Below are 18,168 nucleotides of genomic sequence, written 5' to 3' on the forward strand. Positions count from 1 at the left end.
TTTTCCTTGGTGGTCGCCAGCCGGCGGTCAAATTACGAGCAATTACAAGCAAACTCAATGCCAGCGGGAATTTCCCTTTGCCGTTCAAGCACTTGGCAAACTGCTTTGTCCGGGCTGATAAAAATTGTAAGGACAATCGACAACGAAACTGGGGGGGTAGCCCCCTCAGTTAAGGGTGGCGAGCAGTTTTCTGGCGTCTTCGACCGAGGCAAAGCTCACATTGGGCTTCAGGGCGGCAGCAAGTTCGTCCCTGGCCTCGGCCTTGCGCCCGGCCTTGGCCAGCACTGCGGCGAGGTGGTAGCGGATCTCCGGCTCATCGGGCGCCCGCAGCCGTGCCTCCCGCAGCAGTTGCAGGGCACGCTCGTCTTTGCCGGCCAGATGGTTGGCCCAGCCGGCCGTGTCCATCAGCATGGGATTGCGCGTGTCGACCTTGTAGGCGCGCTCCGCCATGTCGACGGCGCCCGGATCGCGGGTCTGCATCAACACGTTGGCAAGGCTGTTCAGGGTTTCCGCGTGGTTGGGACGCTGCTTCAGGATGGCCTCGTACTGCTTGCGCGCGGCGCCGTAGTCGCGAGCGCGGATGTCCTGCTCGGCGATGGCGCTGCGCACGGCGAGGTCGCCGGGATTGCGCTTGAGCCAGTTCTCGCCGAGTTCGACGGCGGCCTTGGGGCCGCTTTGTTTACCCACGGCGCGCATCAGGCGGGCGAGACTGGCCTGGGACTTCTCGATGTCGTGCGCCTTGCGCAGGGCGTCGATGGCCGCCGCGGCCTGGCCGCGGAAGGTGGCCACTTCGGCCAGCAGGTTGTAGCCCATGGCGGATTTCGGCGCCGCCTGGATGACTTGCCGGGCCCGCTGCTCGGCCTTGGCAGCGTCGCCCTGGACCAGATCGATGCTGGAGAGCATCGCCTGCGCAGGCATGAAGTCGGGACTGCCGCTGAGGGCCTTGTCCAGGCTGTAGGAAGCACCGCTGTAGTCCTTGATGCCGACCTGCTGGCGCGCGACCTCGAGCAGGCGCGGCGCATCGAAGGCGGCGCGGCGCGCGGCATTGGTCAGGGTGCTCTTGGCGCCAGTCGTATCGCCATTGGCCGCCTGGGCGCCGGCATAGGCCTGCAGGGCCTCGACGTCTTCGGGCAATTTGGCCAGCAAGGCCTTGGCGGCGTCGACGGCGCGGGCTGGCTGGCCCTTGCGGAGATGCCAGGCCACCAGCGCGAAGTTGGCGCGGGTTTCCCGCGCACCGCTGGCGGCCGCGGCGCTTTCCAGCCACTTGAGCGCCTCGTCGTCCTTGCCCCAGCGTTCGTGCAGCAGGGCCAGTTCGAACAGGATGTCGCCGTTGCGCTCGTTCGTCTTCAGGGCCTCGCGCAGCCGCTTGTTGGCGGCCTCGAAATTGCCGGTGACGGTGTCGATGCGCGCCAGGCCCAGACGGGCTTCCATCAACTGCGGATCGAGCTTGAGGGCTTTTTCGTAGCCCGCCCGCCCGCCTGGATAGTCGCCGGCCTGCGTCTTGGCATAGGCCTGGACCATGAGGACGGTCGCGATGTTCGGGTTGGCGCGGGCGAGGGACTCGGCGACGGCCAGGGCCTTGGCGGGCTGGTTCTCGCGCAGGTGCAGCGTGATCAGCGCCAGGCCGGCGTAGGTCTGCCTGGGATCGGCCTTGTAGGCCTTGGCGAGCTCCTCGGCGGCGGGGGCCGTCTTGCCGCTCTGCAGCAGCGAAAGTCCCAGGGCGGTGCGGTATTCGGGCGCGTCCTTGGCCCGGATGGCCTCCTGCATCAGCGCAACGGCGCGTGCATGCCGCCCCTGGCTCATGTGGGCCGAAGCCAGCATCAGCAGGGCCTGGCCGTCGCCGGGGCGCACCTTGACGTAGCCATCGAGCAATTCGATGGCGCGGTTGACATTGGGTTCCTTCAAGGCAACCTGGGCCAGCAGCTTGACGAGAGGGCTGCCGGGCTGCTGCCGGGAGGCCAGTTCCAGGAAAGGCTTGGCCTTCTCCAGTTCGCCCAGGCTGTAGTGCGCCAGGCCGTTGAGCATCAGCAACTGGGTGCGGTAGCGGATGTACTCGATGGGCACGGGGTCGAGCAGGTCCGTGATGCGCTTCAGGGATGCGCGCGAGGTCGCCGCGTCATGGGCCCGATCGGCCAGCACGGCACGCAGGTAGGCGCCGCGTGGGTCGTTGGGCTTGATGGCCTGCAGTTCATTGACCTCGGCCAGGGCGTCGGCGTCGCGGTTCAGGTCGACCAGCAGGCCGGCGCGGGCGAGATGGGACTCGGCGTGCTTGGGCTGTGCCTTGAGGGCCCGTTCGTAGCCGTCCAGCGCCTGGGTCACCTGGCCGCTGGCGTGGAAGATCGAGGCCTTCTGGTAGAGGGCTTCGGCGTTGTCGGGCCCCAGCTTCAGGGCCTGGTCCGCCGCGGCGTGGGCCTCCGTGAACTGGCGGCTGCGCACACGCAGCGGCACTTCCGCCAGCCAGGCGTTCACATCGTTGGCGTTGAGCGACCGCCCTTCCAGGATGGTGGCAAGCGCCGCCTTGCTGTCGCCCATGTCCGATTGGGCCAGCGCCCGTTCGAGCATCAGCTGCTGCTGGATGCCCGTCGGCAGGCCGGCTGGCTGCAGGCGCGGGTCCGCCAGCATCTGCGGCTGCTTGCCCTGCGCGTTCATGGCCATGGCGAGCGGCACGGCAACTTCGGCACGGTTGACGCCGAGGCGGATGGCTTCGCTGAGTTCGACCTCGGCCGCGGCGGGCTGGCTGTCGTCCAGCAAGGCCTTGCCCAGCAGCACGTGGACGGGGAGCTGGCTCTTGTCAGCCTGCAACGCGTTCTTCAGCTGGAGGATGGCGCCGGGGATGTCGCGCTTTTCGTAGCGCTGCAGCGCGTCCTCGTAGAAACGCGAGGCCTTGGCAGCGTCCTGCGCCTGCGCGGCAGGCGTGCCGGCGATCAGCAGGGCGGCGAGCAGGCCGGGAAGCGAGGCGGGCAACAGGGCGCGTGGAGGGGTCATCGAGGCGGGCCGGCGGAAAGTGGGCGCCGGATTCTTGCAGAACCCCGTCCGATGCGATCAGTAGCGCAGCTCCAGCGTCATGACATCGTTCTCGCGCCGCATCTGGAAACGGTTCAGGAAGCTGTTGCCGAGCAGCACATGACTCATCTGGCCGGGCACCACGATGGCCTCGACGTCGCGGACTTCGACGGTGCCGATGCGCACGCTGGCAACTTGAATCTGGTAGGCCGGCACGACGCCATTGGCGGTCTGCGTGACGATGCGCCTGCCGTACAGATAGCGCAGGCCCAGTTTGTCGGCTTCGATCTGGCCGATGGAGATGCTGGTGGCCCCGGTGTCGACGAGGAAGCTCGTGACGTGGTCATTGATCGTGCCCAGCGTCGTGAAGTGGCCACCGGGGCCGGCCGGCAACACGATCTGGCGCGATGGGGCGGCGCCCTGCGAAAGCACCCGTCCCGGTGCCGCGCCCAGGGTCAGCGTTTCACGCCGGCCGCCGTATTCGATGACGGCCCGGCCGTCCTCGATGGCAATCAGGCGGACGCCCTGCACGGCCGCGCCGATTTCGACGGTGCGCGGCTGGCCGTCGATGATCAACAGCGCCGCGCGTGAGCCCAGCATGCCGTTCAGCTGCACCTGGCCGGGCGGCAGCGCCAGGGCTTGACCCAAGGCCAGCAGCAGGGACAGGGGCGCCAGGCGCCCCGCAAGGCCGTCCATGTTCAGTCGCGGAAGTTGTTGTAGGTGAGCGGCGTGTCGCTGAAGTTCTTCTTCAGGTGGGCTATCGCCGTTTGAAGGTCGTCGCGGTTCTTGCCGGTCACGCGCACGGCATCGCCCTGGATGCTGGCCTGGACCTTGAGCTTGCTCTCCTTGAGCGAGTTCACGATCTTCTTGGCCAGCGTGGCCTCGATGCCTTCCTTGATCTTGTAGACCTGGCGCACCTTGTCGCCACCAAGCTTCTCGATCTTGTCCTGCTTGTCCAGGAAGCTGATGACGACGTCCTGCTTGGTCAACTTGCCGTAGAGCACGGCCTCGATCTGCTCGAGCTGGAAGTCGCTGTCGCCGGTGGCCTGGATTTCCTTGTCCTTGAGCTCGACCTTGGCGCCGGTGCCCTTGAAGTCGAAACGGGTGCCGATTTCCTTGATGGCGTTGTCCACGCCATTGCGGATCTTGACGTGATCGGGCTCGAGAACGGTGTCGAAGCTGGGCATTTGCAGGGCCGGTGGATGGAATCGGCGAAAATTTTCCCATGTCCACGCCCTTGCAGACCCCCTCGAACGGAGTGCCGGCTCCCCTTTACGTCGAGACCGACGTCAATCTCAAGCCCTACAACACCTTCGGCCTGCCTGCCGTGGCCAGGCGCCTGGTGCGCATCCGTGAGGCGGCCGACGTGCGCCGGGTGGTCGACCACCCGGACCTGGGCCGGGCGCCGAAGTTCGTGCTGGGTGGCGGCAGCAACCTGGTGCTGACCAAGGATGTCGATGCCGTCGTGCTCAAGGTGGAAATTACCGGCATCCGGCTGTTGGAGGAGCGCGACGACGCCTGGATCGTCGAGGCCGGCGCCGGCGTCGTCTGGCATGACTTCGTCACCTGGACGCTGGACCACGGTTACCCCGGCCTGGAGAACATGGCGCTGATCCCCGGTACCGTCGGCGCGTCGCCGGTGCAGAACATCGGCGCCTATGGCATCGAGGTCAAGGACAGGCTGGAAGCGGTCGAGGTCATGGACCTGGTCACCGGCCGGCCGGCCCTGCTGCCGGCCGAAGTCTGCCGCTTCGGCTACCGCGACAGCGTCTTCAAACACAGCGACTTCGGCGGCCTGGCGGGCAAGAGCGTCATCACGCGGGTGCGGTTTCGCCTGCCCAAGCCCTGGCAGCCGGTGCTGGGTTACCTCGAGATCGAGCGCAAGATGGCCGAGACCGGCATCACGGCACCAGACGCGCGCCAGATCTACGACTGGATCTGTGCCGTGCGCCGCGCCAAGCTGCCCGACCCGGCCGTCATCGGCAATGCCGGCAGCTTCTTCAAGAACCCGGTCGTCACGGCCGAGCAGTGCCGCGACATCATCGGCCGCGACCCCGGCATCGTTCACTACCCCATGCCTGATGGCAGCGTGAAGCTGGCCGCCGGCTGGATGATCGATGCCTGCGGCTGGAAGGGGAAGACGGTGGGCGGAGCGGCGGTCTACGAGAAGCAGGCCCTGGTGCTGGTCAACAAGGCGGACGCACGCGGCGCTGAGGTCGTGACGCTGGCGCGCGCCATCCAGGAGAGCGTCTACGGTCGCTTCGGCATCCGGCTGGAGCCGGAGCCGGTGGTCGTCTAGGGCCTGTTAACGCCACGGCAACGGGTCGCGTTGTGGCCAGAAAGGCCGCAGGCACGACAGCAGACCGCAAGCGGGGTTCGACCCAGCGAGGCTGAGCCCGGACACGGGCAGGCCTGAGGCCTGACCGTGCCTGGCGAAGGGCCAAGCCCTTGGCTTGGCGCGGCCTGCAAGGCCTGCGGCCTTTCTGGCCACAACCCTTCGGGCAGGCCCGCCGCAAGGGGCCACTCGTTGTTGCAGCCCTGGCCCGCGCATGAGTGCGGGCGGCGCGCCGCGTCTAGATTGGCCCCTTGCGGCGGGCCTGCGCGGCCCATTGCCGTGGCGTTAACAGGCCCTGCACGTGAATCCTGCCGCCCGCGAGCGGCTGGCCGGATCGATCATGGCGCTTCCGCAGTCAACGGAGGATGGCCATGGATGGGATGACCCTGAACCGGCGCATGTGGCTGGCCTGGCTGGGCAGCTTGAGCGCGCCGGCCCTGGCGCTGGAGCCGCTGCTGGCGAGGAGCGCGCCGCCGGGCATTGACCCGCGCCCCTATCTCGTCAGCGAAAAATTCGACGGCGTGAGAGCGCTGTGGGATGGCAAGGTGTTGAAGTTCCGCAGCGGCCGCAGCGTGGCGGCGCCGGCCTGGTTCCTGGCCGAGCTGCCCTCCCAACCCTTGGATGGCGAGCTGTGGATGGGGCGGCGCAGCTTCGATCCGCTGTCGGCGGCCGTTCGGCGCACCGAGCCGGTCAATGCCGAATGGCGCCTCATCAGCTATCGGGTCTTCGAGTTGCCGGCGGGCGATGGCGATTTCGAAAGGCGCGCCGCGAGACTGGCGACCCTGGCGGGTGGCGTCGTCATGCCAGTGAAGCAGCAGCGCCTTGATTCCAACGCCGAACTTCGGGCGATGCTCAGGCAGGTGGTCGACGCGGGTGGTGAAGGCCTGATGCTGCATCGTGCCGACGCAGCGCTGGCCTCGGGACGCAGCGACCTGCTGCTCAAGCTCAAGCCGCAGGCGGATGCCGAGGCCATCGTCGTCGGCCATGAACCCGGCACCGGGCGCTTCGCTGGCCAGCTCGGCGCCCTGGAGGTGCAGACGGCTGAAGGGGTTCGCTTCAAGCTCGGCACCGGCTTCAGCGAGGCCCAGCGGCGGGACCCGCCGCCCGTCGGCGCCACGGTCACCTACCGCTATCGTGACCTGACGTCGGGCGGCAAGCCGCGTTTCGCGAGCTTTCTGCGCGTGGCGGAGGCGTTCTGACGGCGCTCAGGCCTGGCCGCTCGCAGGCGGCCAGGCGTTCGTCCGGCGTCGGACAAGCCGCAGGGCTTGTCCTCGGTCCGGTCTTACAGCCAGCTCAGCAGCTTCTGCAGCCACAGGGGCAGGGGGCGGCCGGGGACGTAGTTCTGGCGGTATTGGCTGTACATGGCAGGGCTCCTCAGATCGAATACTGTCGATTTATACAGTATTCGATCCGGCCCCGCCAGTAGTGCTCCGGGAAATTACTGCTCGATCTGGGGCAGTCCGCCGCCCGCCAGCAACCCGGTGCCGGTGTAGATGCCCAGCTTGGCGCGCGTGTCGGTGATGTCGAGGTTGCGCATGGTCAGCTGGCCGATGCGGTCGGCGGGGCTGAAGGGCGCGTCTTCCACCTTCTCCATGCTCAGGCGTTCCGGGGCATAGGTCAGGTTGGGGCTCTTGGTGTCCAGCAGCGAATAGTCGTTGCCGCGGCGCAGTTCGACGGCCACCTCGCCGGTGACGGCGCGGGCGATCCAGCGCTGGGCGGCCTCGCGCAGCATGATGGCCTGGGGATCGAACCAGCGGCCCTGGTAGAGCAGGCGGCCCAGCTTGCGGCCGTTGTCGCGGTACTGCTCGATGGTGTCCTCGTTGTGGATGCCGGTGACCAGGCGTTCGTAGGCGATGTGCAGCAGGGCCAGCCCCGGGGCCTCGTAGATGCCGCGGCTCTTGGCTTCGATGATGCGGTTCTCGATCTGGTCGCTCATGCCCAGGCCGTGGCGGCCGCCGATCTTGTTGGCCTCGGCCAGCAGGGCGACGGGATCGCGGTATTCGATGCCGTTCAGCGCGACAGGCACGCCTTCCTCGAAGCGCACCGACACCTCTTCGGCCTTGATGGCCACGTCCTCGCGCCAGAAGGCGACGCCCATGATGGGGTTGACGATGCGGATGCCGCTGTTGAGGTGCTCCAGGTCCTTGGCCTCGTGGGTGGCGCCCAGCATGTTGGAGTCGGTCGAATAGGCCTTCTCCGCGCTCATCTTGTAGGCGAAGCCCTTCTCGGTCATGAAGGCCGACATCTCGGCGCGCCCACCCAGCTCGTCGATGAAGGTCTGGTCCAGCCAGGGCTTGTAGATCTTCAGCGCCGGGTTGGTCAGCAGGCCGTAGCGGTAGAAGCGCTCGATGTCGTTGCCCTTGAAGGTCGAGCCGTCGCCCCAGATGTTGACGCCGTCGGCCTGCATGGCGGCCACCAGCATGGTGCCGGTCACGGCGCGGCCGATGGGCGTGGTGTTGAAGTAGGTGACGCCGGCGGTGCTGATGTGGAAGGCACCGGCCTGCAGGGCGGCAATGCCTTCGGCGACGAGTTGGGCGCGGCAGTCCACCAGCACGGCCTTTTCGGCGCCGTACAGCATGGCCTTGCGCGGAATCTCGTCGTAGTCGGGCTCGTCGGGCTGGCCCAAGTTGGCCGTGTAGGCATAGGGCAGGGCGCCCTTGAGCTTCATCCAGTGCAGGGCGGCGGAGGTGTCGAGGCCGCCGGAGAAGGCGATGCCGACCTTCTGGCCGACGGGAACGGATTGGAGGATCGTGGACATGGTGGTCTCTTCAGGCCTTCAAGCGATAAGGTGTTGCCACTCGGGGTGGCGCTGGAGGTAAAGCTGGACGTAGCTGCAGGCCGGCACGACCTGCAGGTGTTCGGACCGGGCCCATTGCAGGCCGGCCTCGACGAGCCGGGCCGCGAGGCCCTGGCCGCGGTAGGCCTCGGGCACGCCGGTGTGGGTGAAGGCGACCTGGCCGGGGCTCAAGGCGTAGTCGAGCACGCTGGTTGGCGTGGTCGGCAGCGTGAAGCGCTGGTTGTCTGGCTCGTGGACGGGTGTCATTCCGCGGCGGCCTTCAAGGCGACGGGATGGATCTCGACCGAGGCATTGGCGGTCGACACATAGACGCTGCCGTCCTGGATGCTGATCTGCAGCTGCATGCTGCGCTCAGCCAGGGCGGCGAGGGCCTGCGATTGCTCGGCCGGGATCTGCCACACCGCCACGCGGGGCGCGCGGGTGAGCTTGTTCTCGAGGCCCGCCCACCACACCGGCGTGCTGGACGCGAAGCTGTAGACGCTGACGCGCCGCGCGCGGCCGTGGGCCTTCATCAGGCGGCGGTCGTCGGGCTGGCCGAGGTCGACCCAGTGCTGCACCTCGCCGGTGAGATCGAGCTGCCAGAGGTCGGGTTCGTCGACGTCGGACAGGCCCTTGGTGAACTCGAGCCGGCCGTTGAGGTCGTCGGCCGGCACGTTCAGCGCGAAGGCCAGCACGCGGATCATCAGCCTTTCCTCGGTTTCGCTCGGGTGGCAGGCCAGCGTGAGGTTGTGGTCGCCGTAGACATGGCGGTCCATGTCGGCGATCTGGAGCTGGGCTTTGTAGATGGTGGCTTTGAGCGCCATGGGCAGGTGGTAACCAAGAGCAGCCCCTGATTATCGCGGCGAAGCCTCATGGCATGATTCCGGTTCCCGTTTGGAACCTTCGCAACCCGGTTGCGCCCTCTTCATGAAACGCATTCTTCTTTCGCTGGCCCTGGTCGTCGCCGTCTCCGCCCAGGCACAGATCACCAACAACACCAAGGCCAAGATCGACCCGAAGAACAACAAGGTCAGCAACCCGGTTGTCGAGAAGCCCAAGGCCAAGCTGATGACGCGCGACGAGCTGCGCGCCTGCATGGACACGCAGGAAGCCAACAGCAAGGAAGCCGAAGCCATCAAGGCCGACCAGGCCGCCTACAAGGCCAATGCCGAGCAGCTCAAGGCTGAAAAGGCGTCCATCGAAGCCGGCGAAGCCGCCCTGGCCAAGCAGGTCACCGAGGTCAAGGCCGAGCGCGAGGGCATCCTCAAGGCCCACGAGACGCTGACCGCCGAAGCCCCCAAGCTCGAGAAGGCCGAGCTCAAGGCCCGCAACGAGGCCTACCAGGCCCGCGCCACCGCCTTCGGCCCCATGGTCGAGGCCCTGAAGGCCGCCGACACCGAGCAGGGCGCCAAGCGCAAGGCCTTCTCCGACAAGGTCGATGCGCTGGACGCGCAGTTCAAGGCCATCGAAGACCGCACCGAGAAGCACTTCGACGCCAACGACAAGTGGAAGGCCGAGTGCCAGAACAAGGCCTACGACGAGAACGACGAAAAGGCCATCCGCAAGGAAAAGGCTGCCGCCGCCAAGTGATCCGCGGCACGCGCTGAACCCGACGACGGGCCGCCTCCGGCAGGAAGCGGCCCTTTTTGTTTTTTGCCAGGACAACCCGCATGAGCATCAACCCGCTGCTGCAGGACTGGGCCGGCCCACACGGCCTGCCTCCCTTCGCCGACATCGCCCCGGCGCATTTCCAGCCCGCTTTCGACATCGCGCTGGCCGAGCATCGCGCCGAGATCGACGCCATCGCCGCCCAGGCCGAGTCGCCGAGCTTTGCCAACACCCTGGCCGCCTTCGATGCCAGTGGCCGCCGGTTGACGAGGCTGGAGCATCTCTTCTATACCTTGGCGGCATCGGCCACGTCGCCCGAGTTGCAGGCCGTGCAGCGCGCCATGGCCGCGCCGCTGGCGGACCATGGCAGCGCCGTCTACATGCACCAGGGCCTGTTCGCTCGTGTCGAGGCGCTGTTCGAACAGCGCGAGCAACCCGGCCTGACGTCCGAGCAGCGCCGCCTGCTGGAGCGCGTGCATCTGGACTTCCTGCGCGCCGGCGCCCGCCTGGCGCCCGAGGCGCGCGAGCGCTACGCCGCCGTGATGGCCCGCCTGGCCGAGCTCAACACGCGCTTCGCGCAGAACGTGCTGGGCGCCGAGAGCAGCTACCAGCTGCGGCTGACGACCGAGGCCGAACTCGCCGGCCTGCCCGGCTTCGTGCGCGCGGCGGCCCGTCAGGCGGCCCTCGATCGCGGCCTGGAGGAGGGCATCCACGTCATCACGCTTTCGCGCTCGCTGATCGTGCCCTTCCTGAGCTTCAGCGCCCGGCGCGACCTGCGCGAGCAGGCCTGGCGCGCCTGGGTAGGCCGGGGCGACGACACGGGCCAACACGACGACGCTTGCGACAACCGCGAGATCTGCCGCGAGATCCTCGAGCTGCGCGCCGAGCAGGCCCGCCTGCATGGCCACAGCTGCTACGCCGACTACGCGCTGGAGGACACCATGGCGCGCAACCAGGCCGCCGTCATGGGCCTGCTGGAGCGCGTCTGGCACCCGGCCCTGGCTGCCCAGGCCCGCGAGCGCGAGGCCGTGAAGGGCGCGATGACGGCCGCTGGTGCCACGCACGCCCTCGAGGCCTGGGACTGGCGCTTCTACGCCGAGCAGGCCAAGCGGGCCCGCTTCGAGCTCGATGAGGCCGAGGTCAAGCCCTATTTCTCGCTGGACCGCATGGTGGCCGCCATGTTCGACTGCGCCAGCCGCCTGTTCGGCCTGCAGTTCAAGGCGCGGCCCGACCTCGCCGGCTATCACGCCGACGTGCGCGCCTACGAGGTCTCCGACGCCGACGGCTCGCTGCGCGGCCTCTTCCTGCAGGACAACTTCGCCCGCCCGACCAAGCGCAGCGGCGCCTGGATGAATGCGATGCGCAACCAGAGCCGGGCCCTCGGCGCCACGCCCGTCATCCTGAACAACAACAACTTCGCGCGCGGCGCCGCCGGTGAGCCGACGCTGCTCAGCTTCGACGATGTGCGCACCCTCTTCCACGAGTTCGGCCACGGCCTGCACGGCCTGCTGAGCAGCGTCGAGCACGAGCGCCTGGCCGGCACCCAGGTGCTGCGCGATTTCGTCGAACTGCCTTCGCAGCTCTACGAGCACTGGATGGCCGAGCCCCAGGTGTTGAAGACCTTCGCCCGCCACTGGCAGACCGACGAGCCTCTGCCGGATGTGCTGCTGGCCAAGCTGCAGGCGGCGCGCCAGTTCGGCCAGGGCTACGAGACGCTGCGCTACACGGCCAGCGCACTTGTCGACATGGCCGCCCATGCGCTGCCGGGCGCACCGGCCGATGTGGTCGACTTCGAGCGCGACACGCTGGCGAAGTGGCAGCTGCCGGCCGAGGTCGGGCTCAACCACCGGCTGACGCATTTCCAGCATCTGTTCAGCAGCGCGGGCTATGCGGCGGGCTATTACGTCTACCTGTGGGCCGAGGTGCTGGACTGCGATGCCTTCGATGCCTTCGTCGAGGCGGGCAATGTCTTCGACGCTGCCGTGGCAGCACGACTGCGCGAATGCATCTACTCGGCAGGCAACAGCCGCGAGCCGGGCGAGGCCTTCAGGGCCTTCCGGGGGCGCGACCCGGTGGTGGAACCCATGTTGAAGGATAGAGGTCTGCTGCCTGCCTGATGTACAACCCTGGCGCGCGGCCGGCATGCGTGCGGTCGCGCCGTTATCCAGGGAGAACATCAGATGATCAAGCAACGCATTCGCCTGCCGGCCGTCGTGCTGGCAGCTGCCCTTGGCCTCGCCGGCTGTGGTGGGGGTGGCGGCGCTTCCGGCGTCCCCAGCCTGCCGGCGCCGCCCGACTCGGCCCTGCTGGGCGTCAGTGCAAACAACTACCAGGAAGTCGGCCGGGCTGCCGTGTCCAGCGCCTTCTACCTCGGAGAGACCGGCGGCACGCTGACCGGCGGCCAGGGCGGCGGTGCGCGCCTGCTGGGCCATGTGGCCGACGTCGCCCGCCGCACCGTGCTCGAAGCGCGTGGACAGGCGGCGCGGTCGGCACCGCTGGACCTGCGCCAGACGTTCAGCTGCAGCCAGGGCGGCTCGCTCGTGTTGAGCATCAGCGATGCCAACGGCAATGGCAATGTCGACATCGGCGATGCCGTCGACATGGAGGCCCGGGCCTGCAAGGAAGACGACACCCTGCTGCAGGGCCGCATCGGCCTGAGCATGAAGGCGCTGACGGGCGTCTTCTACGGCAACAGCTTCAGCGCAACGCTCGGCATGACGCTGACGGCCTTCAGCACCACCCGCGGCAACAACACCGTGCAGGGCGACGGCAGCCTCGAGCTGTCCTTGACCCAGAGTCCGGCCGGCGTGAGCGAGGTGACGCTGGCGACACCCCGGCTTGCGCTCAGCGGCACGCTGGACGGCCAGCCGTTCTCAACGACCTTGACCGACGTCAAGCTGAGCCTGCGCATCGAACCCCAGTCGAACGGCGGCGAGAAGAGCAGCCTCAGCTACAGCGGCGGCCTGGCCAGCAGCCGCTTTGGCGACCAGCAGGTGCTGATCACGACGCGTCTGCCGCTGGAGGCCACGGGCAGCGATGCCAATCCCAGCAACGGCCAGCTGATGGTCAAGGGACGCGGCAACTCGACGCTGCGCATCACGCCGTTCAGCGCGAGCCAGGCGCGCCTGGAAGTGGATGCCGATGGCGATGGGGTCTATGAAACCCAGGTGCTGAAGACCTGGGCCGAGCTGCGCTGAAGGTCGCTAGTGCTCGGGCCGGCGCCAGAGCCAGATCGCCACGACCAGCATCGCCGCCGGCGCGCCGATCTTGGCGGCCAGATGCAGGGGCGACAGCGCCAGCACGAGAGTGCTGGCGGCCATCATGGCGCTGGCCAGCCACTTGGCCCGGCGTGGCACGGCGCCCCGCTCCCGCCAGCGGCGGATGTGCGGGCCGAAATGGGCGTGATTGAGCAGCCAGCTGTCCAGTGCCGGCCAGCCCCTGCTGGCGGCCCAGGCGGCCAGCAGCAGGAAGGGAACGGTGGGCAGCACCGGCAGCACGATGCCGAGAAACCCCAAGGCCAGGCTCAGCAGGGCCAGCGCCCGCCACAGCAGGCTGCGCAGGGTCACGCTATTTCAGACCCCCGCTGAGGAACTGCTGCAGCCGCTCGCACTGGGGCCTGATCAGCATTTCTTTGGGGTTGCCTTCCTCCTCCACGCGCCCCTGGTGCAGGAAGAGGCAGTGGTTGGAGACTTCGCGCGCAAAGCCCATCTCGTGGGTCACGACGATCATGGTGCGGCCCTCGGAAGCCAGGTCGCGCATGACCTTGAGGACTTCGCCGACCAGTTCGGGGTCCAGGGCCGACGTGGGTTCGTCGAAGAGCATGACCTCGGGGTCGACGGCCAGGGCCCGGGCGATGGCCACGCGCTGCTGCTCGCCGCCCGACAGCTGGGCGGGGTAGACATGGGCGCGGTGAGACACGCCGACGCGCGCCAGCAGGGCCTGGGCGCGGGCTATGGCCTCGGCCTTGGGCTTGCCCAGCACATGCACGGGCGCCTCGATGACGTTCTCCAGCACCGTCATATGGGCCCAGAGGTTGAAGTTCTGGAACACCATGGCCAGGCGGGCGCGCCAGCGCTGCAGCTGGGCGGCATCGGCGGCCTTCAGGCTGCCATCGCGGTCGCGCACCAGCTTGAGCTGCTCGCCGCCCAGGCTCATCTCGCCCTCGTGGGGCTGTTCCAGCAGGTTGAGGCAGCGCAGGAAGGTGCTCTTGCCCGAGCCCGAGGAGCCGATCAGCGTGACGACATCGCCGCGGCGGGCGCTGAAGGAGATGCCCTTGAGCACCTCGCGCTCGCCGAAGCGCTTGTGGATGTTGGTGGCCTGGAGTTGGATATCGCTCATGTTGTTCTTGTTGTCGTTCAGGCGCCGAGCAGCTTGCCGGTGCGCAGGGCTTCCTTGCCGGCGACCTTGGCCACACGCATGCCCGCGTTCGCGAAACGCAGGAAGTCGCGGGCGAAGAACAGGCCGTCGACGGGGCTCTTCAGCTCGGTGACCTGGGCCGTGAAGGGATCGATGACATGGGCCAGTACGTCACCGGCCCGGACCTCGGCGCCGACCTCCTTGACGAAGGTCAACACGCCGGCCACGGGCGACTTGATGGGCATGCTGCCGGCCAGCGGGCGGGCGTCGCCGACCGCGTCGGGCAGGGCCGGCTTGTCGCCCTGGATGAGGCCGCGCCAGCGCAGGAAGTCGATGATGTGCCTGGCGTCGGCCGAGGCCAGTTCGTGGGTCACATCGGCGGCGCCGCGCAGCTCGACGGTGACTGACAGGCAGGCCTGCGGGATGGGGAAGCGGCCGCCGAAATGCTTGTCCCACTTCCACCAGACCTGGGAGCAGGCCTCGTCGAAGGGGTTGTCGCCCGAGTCCTGGGCCAGCAGCGTCAGGCGCGAGCGCAGGAAACGCGCCAGCGCTTCGCAATTGGGCCAGCAGGGCGTCTCGGTGTAGAGATGCATCAGGGCCTGGGCGTCGCAGTGCAGGTCCAGCACGATGTCGGCGTCGCAGGACAGGGCCATCAGCGTGCGGCGCTGGGCCTGCAGCTCGGTGTCGACCGGTGCCGCCTCGACGGCGGCCTTGAGCGCGCGGCGCAGGACGCTGACGTTGGCTTTGGCGTCATTGCCGAGCTGGGGCTCGACAGCGGCGGCCACGGCGTCGATCTGATCCGGGTAGTGGCGGTTGAAGTTCTCGCCCGTCGTCAGCTCGAAGCGGCCCAGGTGGGCGTGCAGCAGGAACTGGCTCAGGCCGATGGGGTTGGCGACCGGCACGAGGACGATCTCGCCCGTGATCTGGCCCGCGGCTTCCAGCGCGTCGAGCTGCTGGCGCAGATGGTGGGCCACCAGCATGCCGGGCAGCTCGTCGCCATGCAGCGAGGCCTGGATATAGGCCTTCTGGCCGCCGGGGCGGCCGTAGTGCAAGGAGATCAGCTCGCGCTGGGTGCCCGGGGCGGGGGAGAGCAGGGGGTGACGATGGATTTGCATGGTCAGCGGGACATCATCGGCTTGAGCCAGCGGTTTTCTGCCCAGCGGAACAGGCCGACCAGGCTGAGCGTCATCATGAAGTAGAAGGCGCCGGCGGTGATGAAAGCCTCGAAGGGCAGGTAGTACTTGGCGTAGACCTGCTGGGCCGCACCGGTCACGTCCAGCAGGGTCACGGTGCTGGCCAGCGAGGTGCCATGCAGCATGAAGATGGCCTCGTTGCCATAGGCCGGCAGGGCACGGCGCAGCGCGGCGGGCAGCACGATGCGGCGCAGCATCAGGCCGCGGTCCATGCCGAGCGCCTTGGCGGCCTCGATCTCGCCGGCGGGCAGGGCGCGGATGCTGCCGGCAATGATCTCGGTCGTGTAGGCGGCCGTGTTCAGCGTGAAGGTCAGCCAGGCGCAGAAGGTGGCCGAGGACAGCCAGGGCCAGGCCCAGCTGTCGCGCACGATCTCGAACTGGGCGGCGCCGTAGTAGATGAGGAAGAGCTGCACCAGCATGGGCGTGCCGCGAAAGACATAGGTGTAGAGCCAGACCAGCCGTGACGGCCAGCCCAGGAACACCGTGCGCACGACGGCCAGCGGCACGGCCAGCACCAGGCCGCCTGCCAGCGACAGCAGCAACAGCTGCAGCGAGGTGACGAGCCCGTGCAGATAGAGGGGGAAGTTCTCGGCGACGGCGTCGAAGTTCATAGCTGGCCCCGCTTCGTGCCGATGGCCAGGCGGCGTTGCGCCCAGGCGAACAGGAGCTCGGACACGCTGGTGAAGACGAGGTAGATGACGGCCACGGCCAGGTAGAAGGTGAAGGGCTCGCGCGTCGTGCCGGCGGCCTGCTTGCCGCGCGTCATCAGGTCGGACAGGCCGATGATGGAGACGATGGCGGTGCTCTTGATCAGCACCAGCCAGTTGTTGGAGATGCCGGGCAGGGCGTGGCGCAGCATCTGCGGCAGGGTGATGCGCCACAGCACCAGGCGCGGGCTCATGCCATAGGCCAGGCCCGCTTCGCGCTGGCCGGGCGGCACGGCCAGGAAGGCGCCGCGGAAGGCCTCGGTCAGGTAGGCGCCGAAGATGAAGCCGATGGTCATCACGCCGGCGATGAAGGGGTCGATGTCGATGTAGTCCTCGTGGCCCAGCATGGGTGCGAGGGCATTGATGCCGAGCTGGCCGCCGTAGAAGACGAGCAGCATCAGCACCAGGTCGGGCACGCCGCGGATCAGCGTCGTGTAGGTGCCGGCGATGCCGCGTGCGACCCGCGAGCGCGACAGCTTGGCCAGGGCGCCGACGAGGCCCAGCAGGGCGGCGATGGCCAGCGAGGACAGGGCCACCGCCAAGGTGACGGCGGAGCCTTCGATCAGGCTGGGGAGGAATCCGTGCAGCAACATGGGAAGAGGAGGGCGGCGCTCAGCGCTGCGGGTTCACGAGGTCGAAGCTGAAGTAGCGGTCGTTGAGGGCTTTCAGGCTGCCATTGCCGCGCAGGGCGACCAGGGCCTCGTCCACGCGCTGGCCCAGGGTCGCCGCTTCGCTCTTGCGCAGCCCCACGCCTATGCCCTTGCCGTAGTAGCGCTGGTCCTTGCCGAAGTCGGGTCCGACGAAGCCGAAGCCGCGGCCGTCGGCATGGTTGAGGAAACCGAACTGGGCGATGACGGCATCCACCAGGGTCGCGTCCAGGCGCCCCGATTTCAGGTCCAGGAAGACCTGGTCCTGGGTGGCATAGCGCACCAGCTGGATGCCCTGGAACTGCTCGGCCAGGAAGCGCTCGTGGATGGTGCCGCGTTCCACGCCGATGCGCTTGCCCTTCATGCCCGCCGCGCTGACGTCGAGGTCCTTGTCGCCCCGCATGACCAGGCGGGCCGGCGAGTAGTAGTAGGGCGTCGAGAAGGCGATGACCTGCTGGCGCTCCGGCGTGATGGACATCGAGGCCATGATGGCGTCGATCTTGCGCGACTGCAGCGCCGGAATCAGGCCGTCGAACTCCAGGATGACGGGCGTGCACTGCACGCCCAGCCGGGCGCACAGGGCCTGGGCAATGTCGACCTCGAAGCCCTTGAGCTGGCCGTCGGTGCCGATCTCGCTGAAGGGCGCATAGCCCACCGCGAAACCGACGCGCAGGCGCTGCAGCGGCTGGGCCCACGCCGTGCCGGCGAGGGCCAGCGAGGCGGCCAGGGCGGAGCGGCGTCGCATCAGGGCTGCTTGGTGCGCGGCGCGATGTCGTAGTCGAAGTATTTGTCGGCCAGCTTCTTGAACGTGCCGTTGGCCTGCACCGCGTCGATGGCGGCGTTGAACTTCTTGCCCAGCGTCGCTTCATCGGCCTTGCGCATGCCCACGCCGGTGCCGACGCCGAAGACCTTGTCGTCCATGATGGCCGGGCCCGAGAAGGCGAAGCCCTTGCCTTCGGGCTTCTTCAGGAAGCCGAAGTCGCCGGCGGGCGAATCCATCAGCGTCGCGTCGATGCGGCCGCTCTTCAGGTCCAGGAAGACCTGGTCCTGGCTGCTGTAGCGCACGATCTCGCTCTGCTTGAAGTTGGCCGCGGCATAGGTTTCATGGGTCGTGCCGCGCTGCACGCCGATCTTCTTGCCCTTCAGGCCCGTGGCCGTCGGGTCGAGCTTGACGCCGGCCTTGGCGATGAGGCGGGCCGGGGTGTTGTAGTAGGGCTTGGAAAAGGCGATGACCTTCTGGCGCTCCTCGGTGATGGAGACGCTGGCGAAGATGGCGTCCACCTTGCGCGACTGCAGGGCCGGGATGAGGCCGTCGAAGTCCTGCTGCACCAGGGTGCACTGGGCCTTCATCTCGGCGCAATAGGCCTGCACCAGCTCGATCTCGAAGCCTTTGAGCTTGCCGTCGGGGCCGATCTCGGAGAAGGGCGGGTAGGCGCCTTCGACGCCGATGCGCAGCTTCTTCCATTCAGGGGACTGGGCCTGGGCGACGGAGGCTGCCAATGCCAGGGCTAGCAGGACGGATTTCTTCATGTCGGACCTCTTG

The 18,168-nt window shown here is 68.0% G+C and carries 18 protein-coding genes; 5 read left to right on the forward strand and 13 right to left on the reverse strand.

Features of this window, described 5'->3' with window-relative positions; all coding sequences use genetic code 11:
• Window positions 1-165 precede the first annotated feature (165 nt).
• From prsT to AC3WOE_RS18935, 3 genes are read right to left on the reverse strand one after another with little or no spacing between them, the layout of a single operon-like run.
• A complete protein-coding gene (prsT, locus tag AC3WOE_RS18925; protein ID WP_492692623.1) occupies window positions 166-2,985 on the reverse strand; it encodes an XrtA/PEP-CTERM system TPR-repeat protein PrsT in 2,820 nt (939 codons plus the stop codon).
• Window positions 2,986-3,042: 57 nt separating this feature from the next.
• Window positions 3,043-3,699, reverse strand: a complete 657-nt coding sequence (locus tag AC3WOE_RS18930) for a retropepsin-like aspartic protease family protein (protein ID WP_492692625.1) — start codon at window positions 3,697-3,699, stop codon at window positions 3,043-3,045.
• A 2-nt stretch (window positions 3,700-3,701) separates the two neighbouring features.
• Window positions 3,702-4,190, reverse strand: coding sequence for a YajQ family cyclic di-GMP-binding protein (locus AC3WOE_RS18935; RefSeq protein ID WP_492692627.1), 489 nt, complete (start codon window positions 4,188-4,190; stop codon window positions 3,702-3,704).
• Between the two features lie 38 nt (window positions 4,191-4,228).
• Here AC3WOE_RS18935 and murB point away from each other — a divergent pair, with 38 nt between their 5' ends.
• A complete protein-coding gene (gene murB, locus AC3WOE_RS18940; protein WP_492692629.1) occupies window positions 4,229-5,302 on the forward strand; it encodes a UDP-N-acetylmuramate dehydrogenase in 1,074 nt (357 codons plus the stop codon).
• Between the two features lie 407 nt (window positions 5,303-5,709).
• Entirely contained in the window at window positions 5,710-6,537 is an 828-nt protein-coding gene (locus tag AC3WOE_RS18945; RefSeq protein WP_492692631.1) for a DNA ligase, read from the forward strand.
• Between the two features lie 239 nt (window positions 6,538-6,776).
• On the opposite strand, the gene argG is transcribed toward AC3WOE_RS18945, so the two are convergent.
• The 3 genes from argG to AC3WOE_RS18960 are packed head-to-tail and all read right to left on the reverse strand — an operon-like array spanning window position 6,777 to window position 8,938.
• The gene (gene argG, locus AC3WOE_RS18950) at window positions 6,777-8,096 is read right to left on the reverse strand and encodes an argininosuccinate synthase (RefSeq protein ID WP_492692633.1); all 1,320 of its coding nucleotides are present in this window, start codon (window positions 8,094-8,096) and stop codon (window positions 6,777-6,779) included.
• Window positions 8,097-8,114: 18 nt separating this feature from the next.
• Window positions 8,115-8,381: a GNAT family N-acetyltransferase gene (locus AC3WOE_RS18955; RefSeq protein ID WP_492692635.1), complete on the reverse strand. Its 267-nt coding sequence runs from the start codon at window positions 8,379-8,381 to the stop codon at window positions 8,115-8,117.
• Window positions 8,378-8,938, reverse strand: a complete 561-nt coding sequence (locus tag AC3WOE_RS18960) for a YaeQ family protein (protein ID WP_492692637.1) — start codon at window positions 8,936-8,938, stop codon at window positions 8,378-8,380. Before AC3WOE_RS18960 ends, AC3WOE_RS18955 begins: the two co-directional genes overlap by 4 nt.
• Before the next feature lie 103 nt (window positions 8,939-9,041).
• Here AC3WOE_RS18960 and AC3WOE_RS18965 point away from each other — a divergent pair, with 103 nt between their 5' ends.
• From AC3WOE_RS18965 to AC3WOE_RS18975, 3 genes are all read left to right on the forward strand, one after another.
• On the forward strand, window positions 9,042-9,704 hold the full coding sequence (locus AC3WOE_RS18965; protein ID WP_492692639.1) for a hypothetical protein: 663 nt from the start codon (window positions 9,042-9,044) through the stop codon (window positions 9,702-9,704).
• A gap of 80 nt (window positions 9,705-9,784) precedes the next feature.
• A complete protein-coding gene (locus AC3WOE_RS18970; RefSeq protein ID WP_492692641.1) occupies window positions 9,785-11,839 on the forward strand; it encodes a M3 family metallopeptidase in 2,055 nt (684 codons plus the stop codon).
• 63 nt (window positions 11,840-11,902) lie between these two features.
• Entirely contained in the window at window positions 11,903-12,919 is a 1,017-nt protein-coding gene (locus tag AC3WOE_RS18975) for a hypothetical protein (protein WP_492692643.1), read from the forward strand.
• Between the two features lie 6 nt (window positions 12,920-12,925).
• Here the strand turns inward: AC3WOE_RS18975 and AC3WOE_RS18980 are convergent, their stop codons facing one another.
• Genes AC3WOE_RS18980 through AC3WOE_RS19010 form a run of 7 tightly spaced genes read right to left on the reverse strand, consistent with a single transcriptional unit; the run spans window position 12,926 to window position 18,155 of the window.
• Window positions 12,926-13,288: a YbaN family protein gene (locus AC3WOE_RS18980; protein ID WP_492692645.1), complete on the reverse strand. Its 363-nt coding sequence runs from the start codon at window positions 13,286-13,288 to the stop codon at window positions 12,926-12,928.
• Between the two features lies 1 nt (window position 13,289).
• Entirely contained in the window at window positions 13,290-14,060 is a 771-nt protein-coding gene (locus tag AC3WOE_RS18985) for an ABC transporter ATP-binding protein (protein ID WP_492692646.1), read from the reverse strand.
• A 17-nt stretch (window positions 14,061-14,077) separates the two neighbouring features.
• On the reverse strand, window positions 14,078-15,193 hold the full coding sequence (locus AC3WOE_RS18990; RefSeq protein ID WP_492692648.1) for a succinylglutamate desuccinylase/aspartoacylase family protein: 1,116 nt from the start codon (window positions 15,191-15,193) through the stop codon (window positions 14,078-14,080).
• Window positions 15,194-15,195: 2 nt separating this feature from the next.
• Entirely contained in the window at window positions 15,196-15,882 is a 687-nt protein-coding gene (locus AC3WOE_RS18995; RefSeq protein ID WP_492692650.1) for an ABC transporter permease, read from the reverse strand.
• Window positions 15,879-16,571: an ABC transporter permease gene (locus AC3WOE_RS19000; RefSeq protein ID WP_492692651.1), complete on the reverse strand. Its 693-nt coding sequence runs from the start codon at window positions 16,569-16,571 to the stop codon at window positions 15,879-15,881. Before AC3WOE_RS19000 ends, AC3WOE_RS18995 begins: the two co-directional genes overlap by 4 nt.
• Window positions 16,572-16,590: 19 nt before the next feature.
• Window positions 16,591-17,370, reverse strand: a complete 780-nt coding sequence (locus AC3WOE_RS19005; RefSeq protein ID WP_492692652.1) for a transporter substrate-binding domain-containing protein — start codon at window positions 17,368-17,370, stop codon at window positions 16,591-16,593.
• Window positions 17,370-18,155 carry an ABC transporter substrate-binding protein gene (locus tag AC3WOE_RS19010; protein ID WP_492692654.1) on the reverse strand — a complete coding sequence of 262 codons (786 nt, stop codon included), beginning with the start codon at window positions 18,153-18,155 and terminating at the stop codon, window positions 17,370-17,372. The genes AC3WOE_RS19005 and AC3WOE_RS19010 overlap by 1 nt, the downstream gene beginning before the upstream one ends.
• Window positions 18,156-18,168 lie beyond the last annotated feature (13 nt).

Source organism: Roseateles sp. FW305-36, assembly GCF_058787015.1.

Coding starts and splice junctions, on each gene's coding strand:
- prsT (WP_492692623.1), bottom strand. CDS start 2,985: ATGACCCCTCCACGCGCCCTGTTGCCCGCCTCGCTTCCCGGCCTGCTC.
- AC3WOE_RS18930 (WP_492692625.1), bottom strand. CDS start 3,699: ATGGACGGCCTTGCGGGGCGCCTGGCGCCCCTGTCCCTGCTGCTGGCC.
- AC3WOE_RS18935 (WP_492692627.1), bottom strand. CDS start 4,190: ATGCCCAGCTTCGACACCGTTCTCGAGCCCGATCACGTCAAGATCCGC.
- murB (WP_492692629.1), top strand. CDS start 4,229: ATGTCCACGCCCTTGCAGACCCCCTCGAACGGAGTGCCGGCTCCCCTT.
- AC3WOE_RS18945 (WP_492692631.1), top strand. CDS start 5,710: ATGGATGGGATGACCCTGAACCGGCGCATGTGGCTGGCCTGGCTGGGC.
- argG (WP_492692633.1), bottom strand. CDS start 8,096: ATGTCCACGATCCTCCAATCCGTTCCCGTCGGCCAGAAGGTCGGCATC.
- AC3WOE_RS18955 (WP_492692635.1), bottom strand. CDS start 8,381: ATGACACCCGTCCACGAGCCAGACAACCAGCGCTTCACGCTGCCGACC.
- AC3WOE_RS18960 (WP_492692637.1), bottom strand. CDS start 8,938: ATGGCGCTCAAAGCCACCATCTACAAAGCCCAGCTCCAGATCGCCGAC.
- AC3WOE_RS18965 (WP_492692639.1), top strand. CDS start 9,042: ATGAAACGCATTCTTCTTTCGCTGGCCCTGGTCGTCGCCGTCTCCGCC.
- AC3WOE_RS18970 (WP_492692641.1), top strand. CDS start 9,785: ATGAGCATCAACCCGCTGCTGCAGGACTGGGCCGGCCCACACGGCCTG.
- AC3WOE_RS18975 (WP_492692643.1), top strand. CDS start 11,903: ATGATCAAGCAACGCATTCGCCTGCCGGCCGTCGTGCTGGCAGCTGCC.
- AC3WOE_RS18985 (WP_492692646.1), bottom strand. CDS start 14,060: ATGAGCGATATCCAACTCCAGGCCACCAACATCCACAAGCGCTTCGGC.
- AC3WOE_RS18990 (WP_492692648.1), bottom strand. CDS start 15,193: ATGCAAATCCATCGTCACCCCCTGCTCTCCCCCGCCCCGGGCACCCAG.
- AC3WOE_RS18995 (WP_492692650.1), bottom strand. CDS start 15,882: ATGAACTTCGACGCCGTCGCCGAGAACTTCCCCCTCTATCTGCACGGG.
- AC3WOE_RS19000 (WP_492692651.1), bottom strand. CDS start 16,571: ATGTTGCTGCACGGATTCCTCCCCAGCCTGATCGAAGGCTCCGCCGTC.
- AC3WOE_RS19005 (WP_492692652.1), bottom strand. CDS start 17,370: ATGCGACGCCGCTCCGCCCTGGCCGCCTCGCTGGCCCTCGCCGGCACG.
- AC3WOE_RS19010 (WP_492692654.1), bottom strand. CDS start 18,155: ATGAAGAAATCCGTCCTGCTAGCCCTGGCATTGGCAGCCTCCGTCGCC.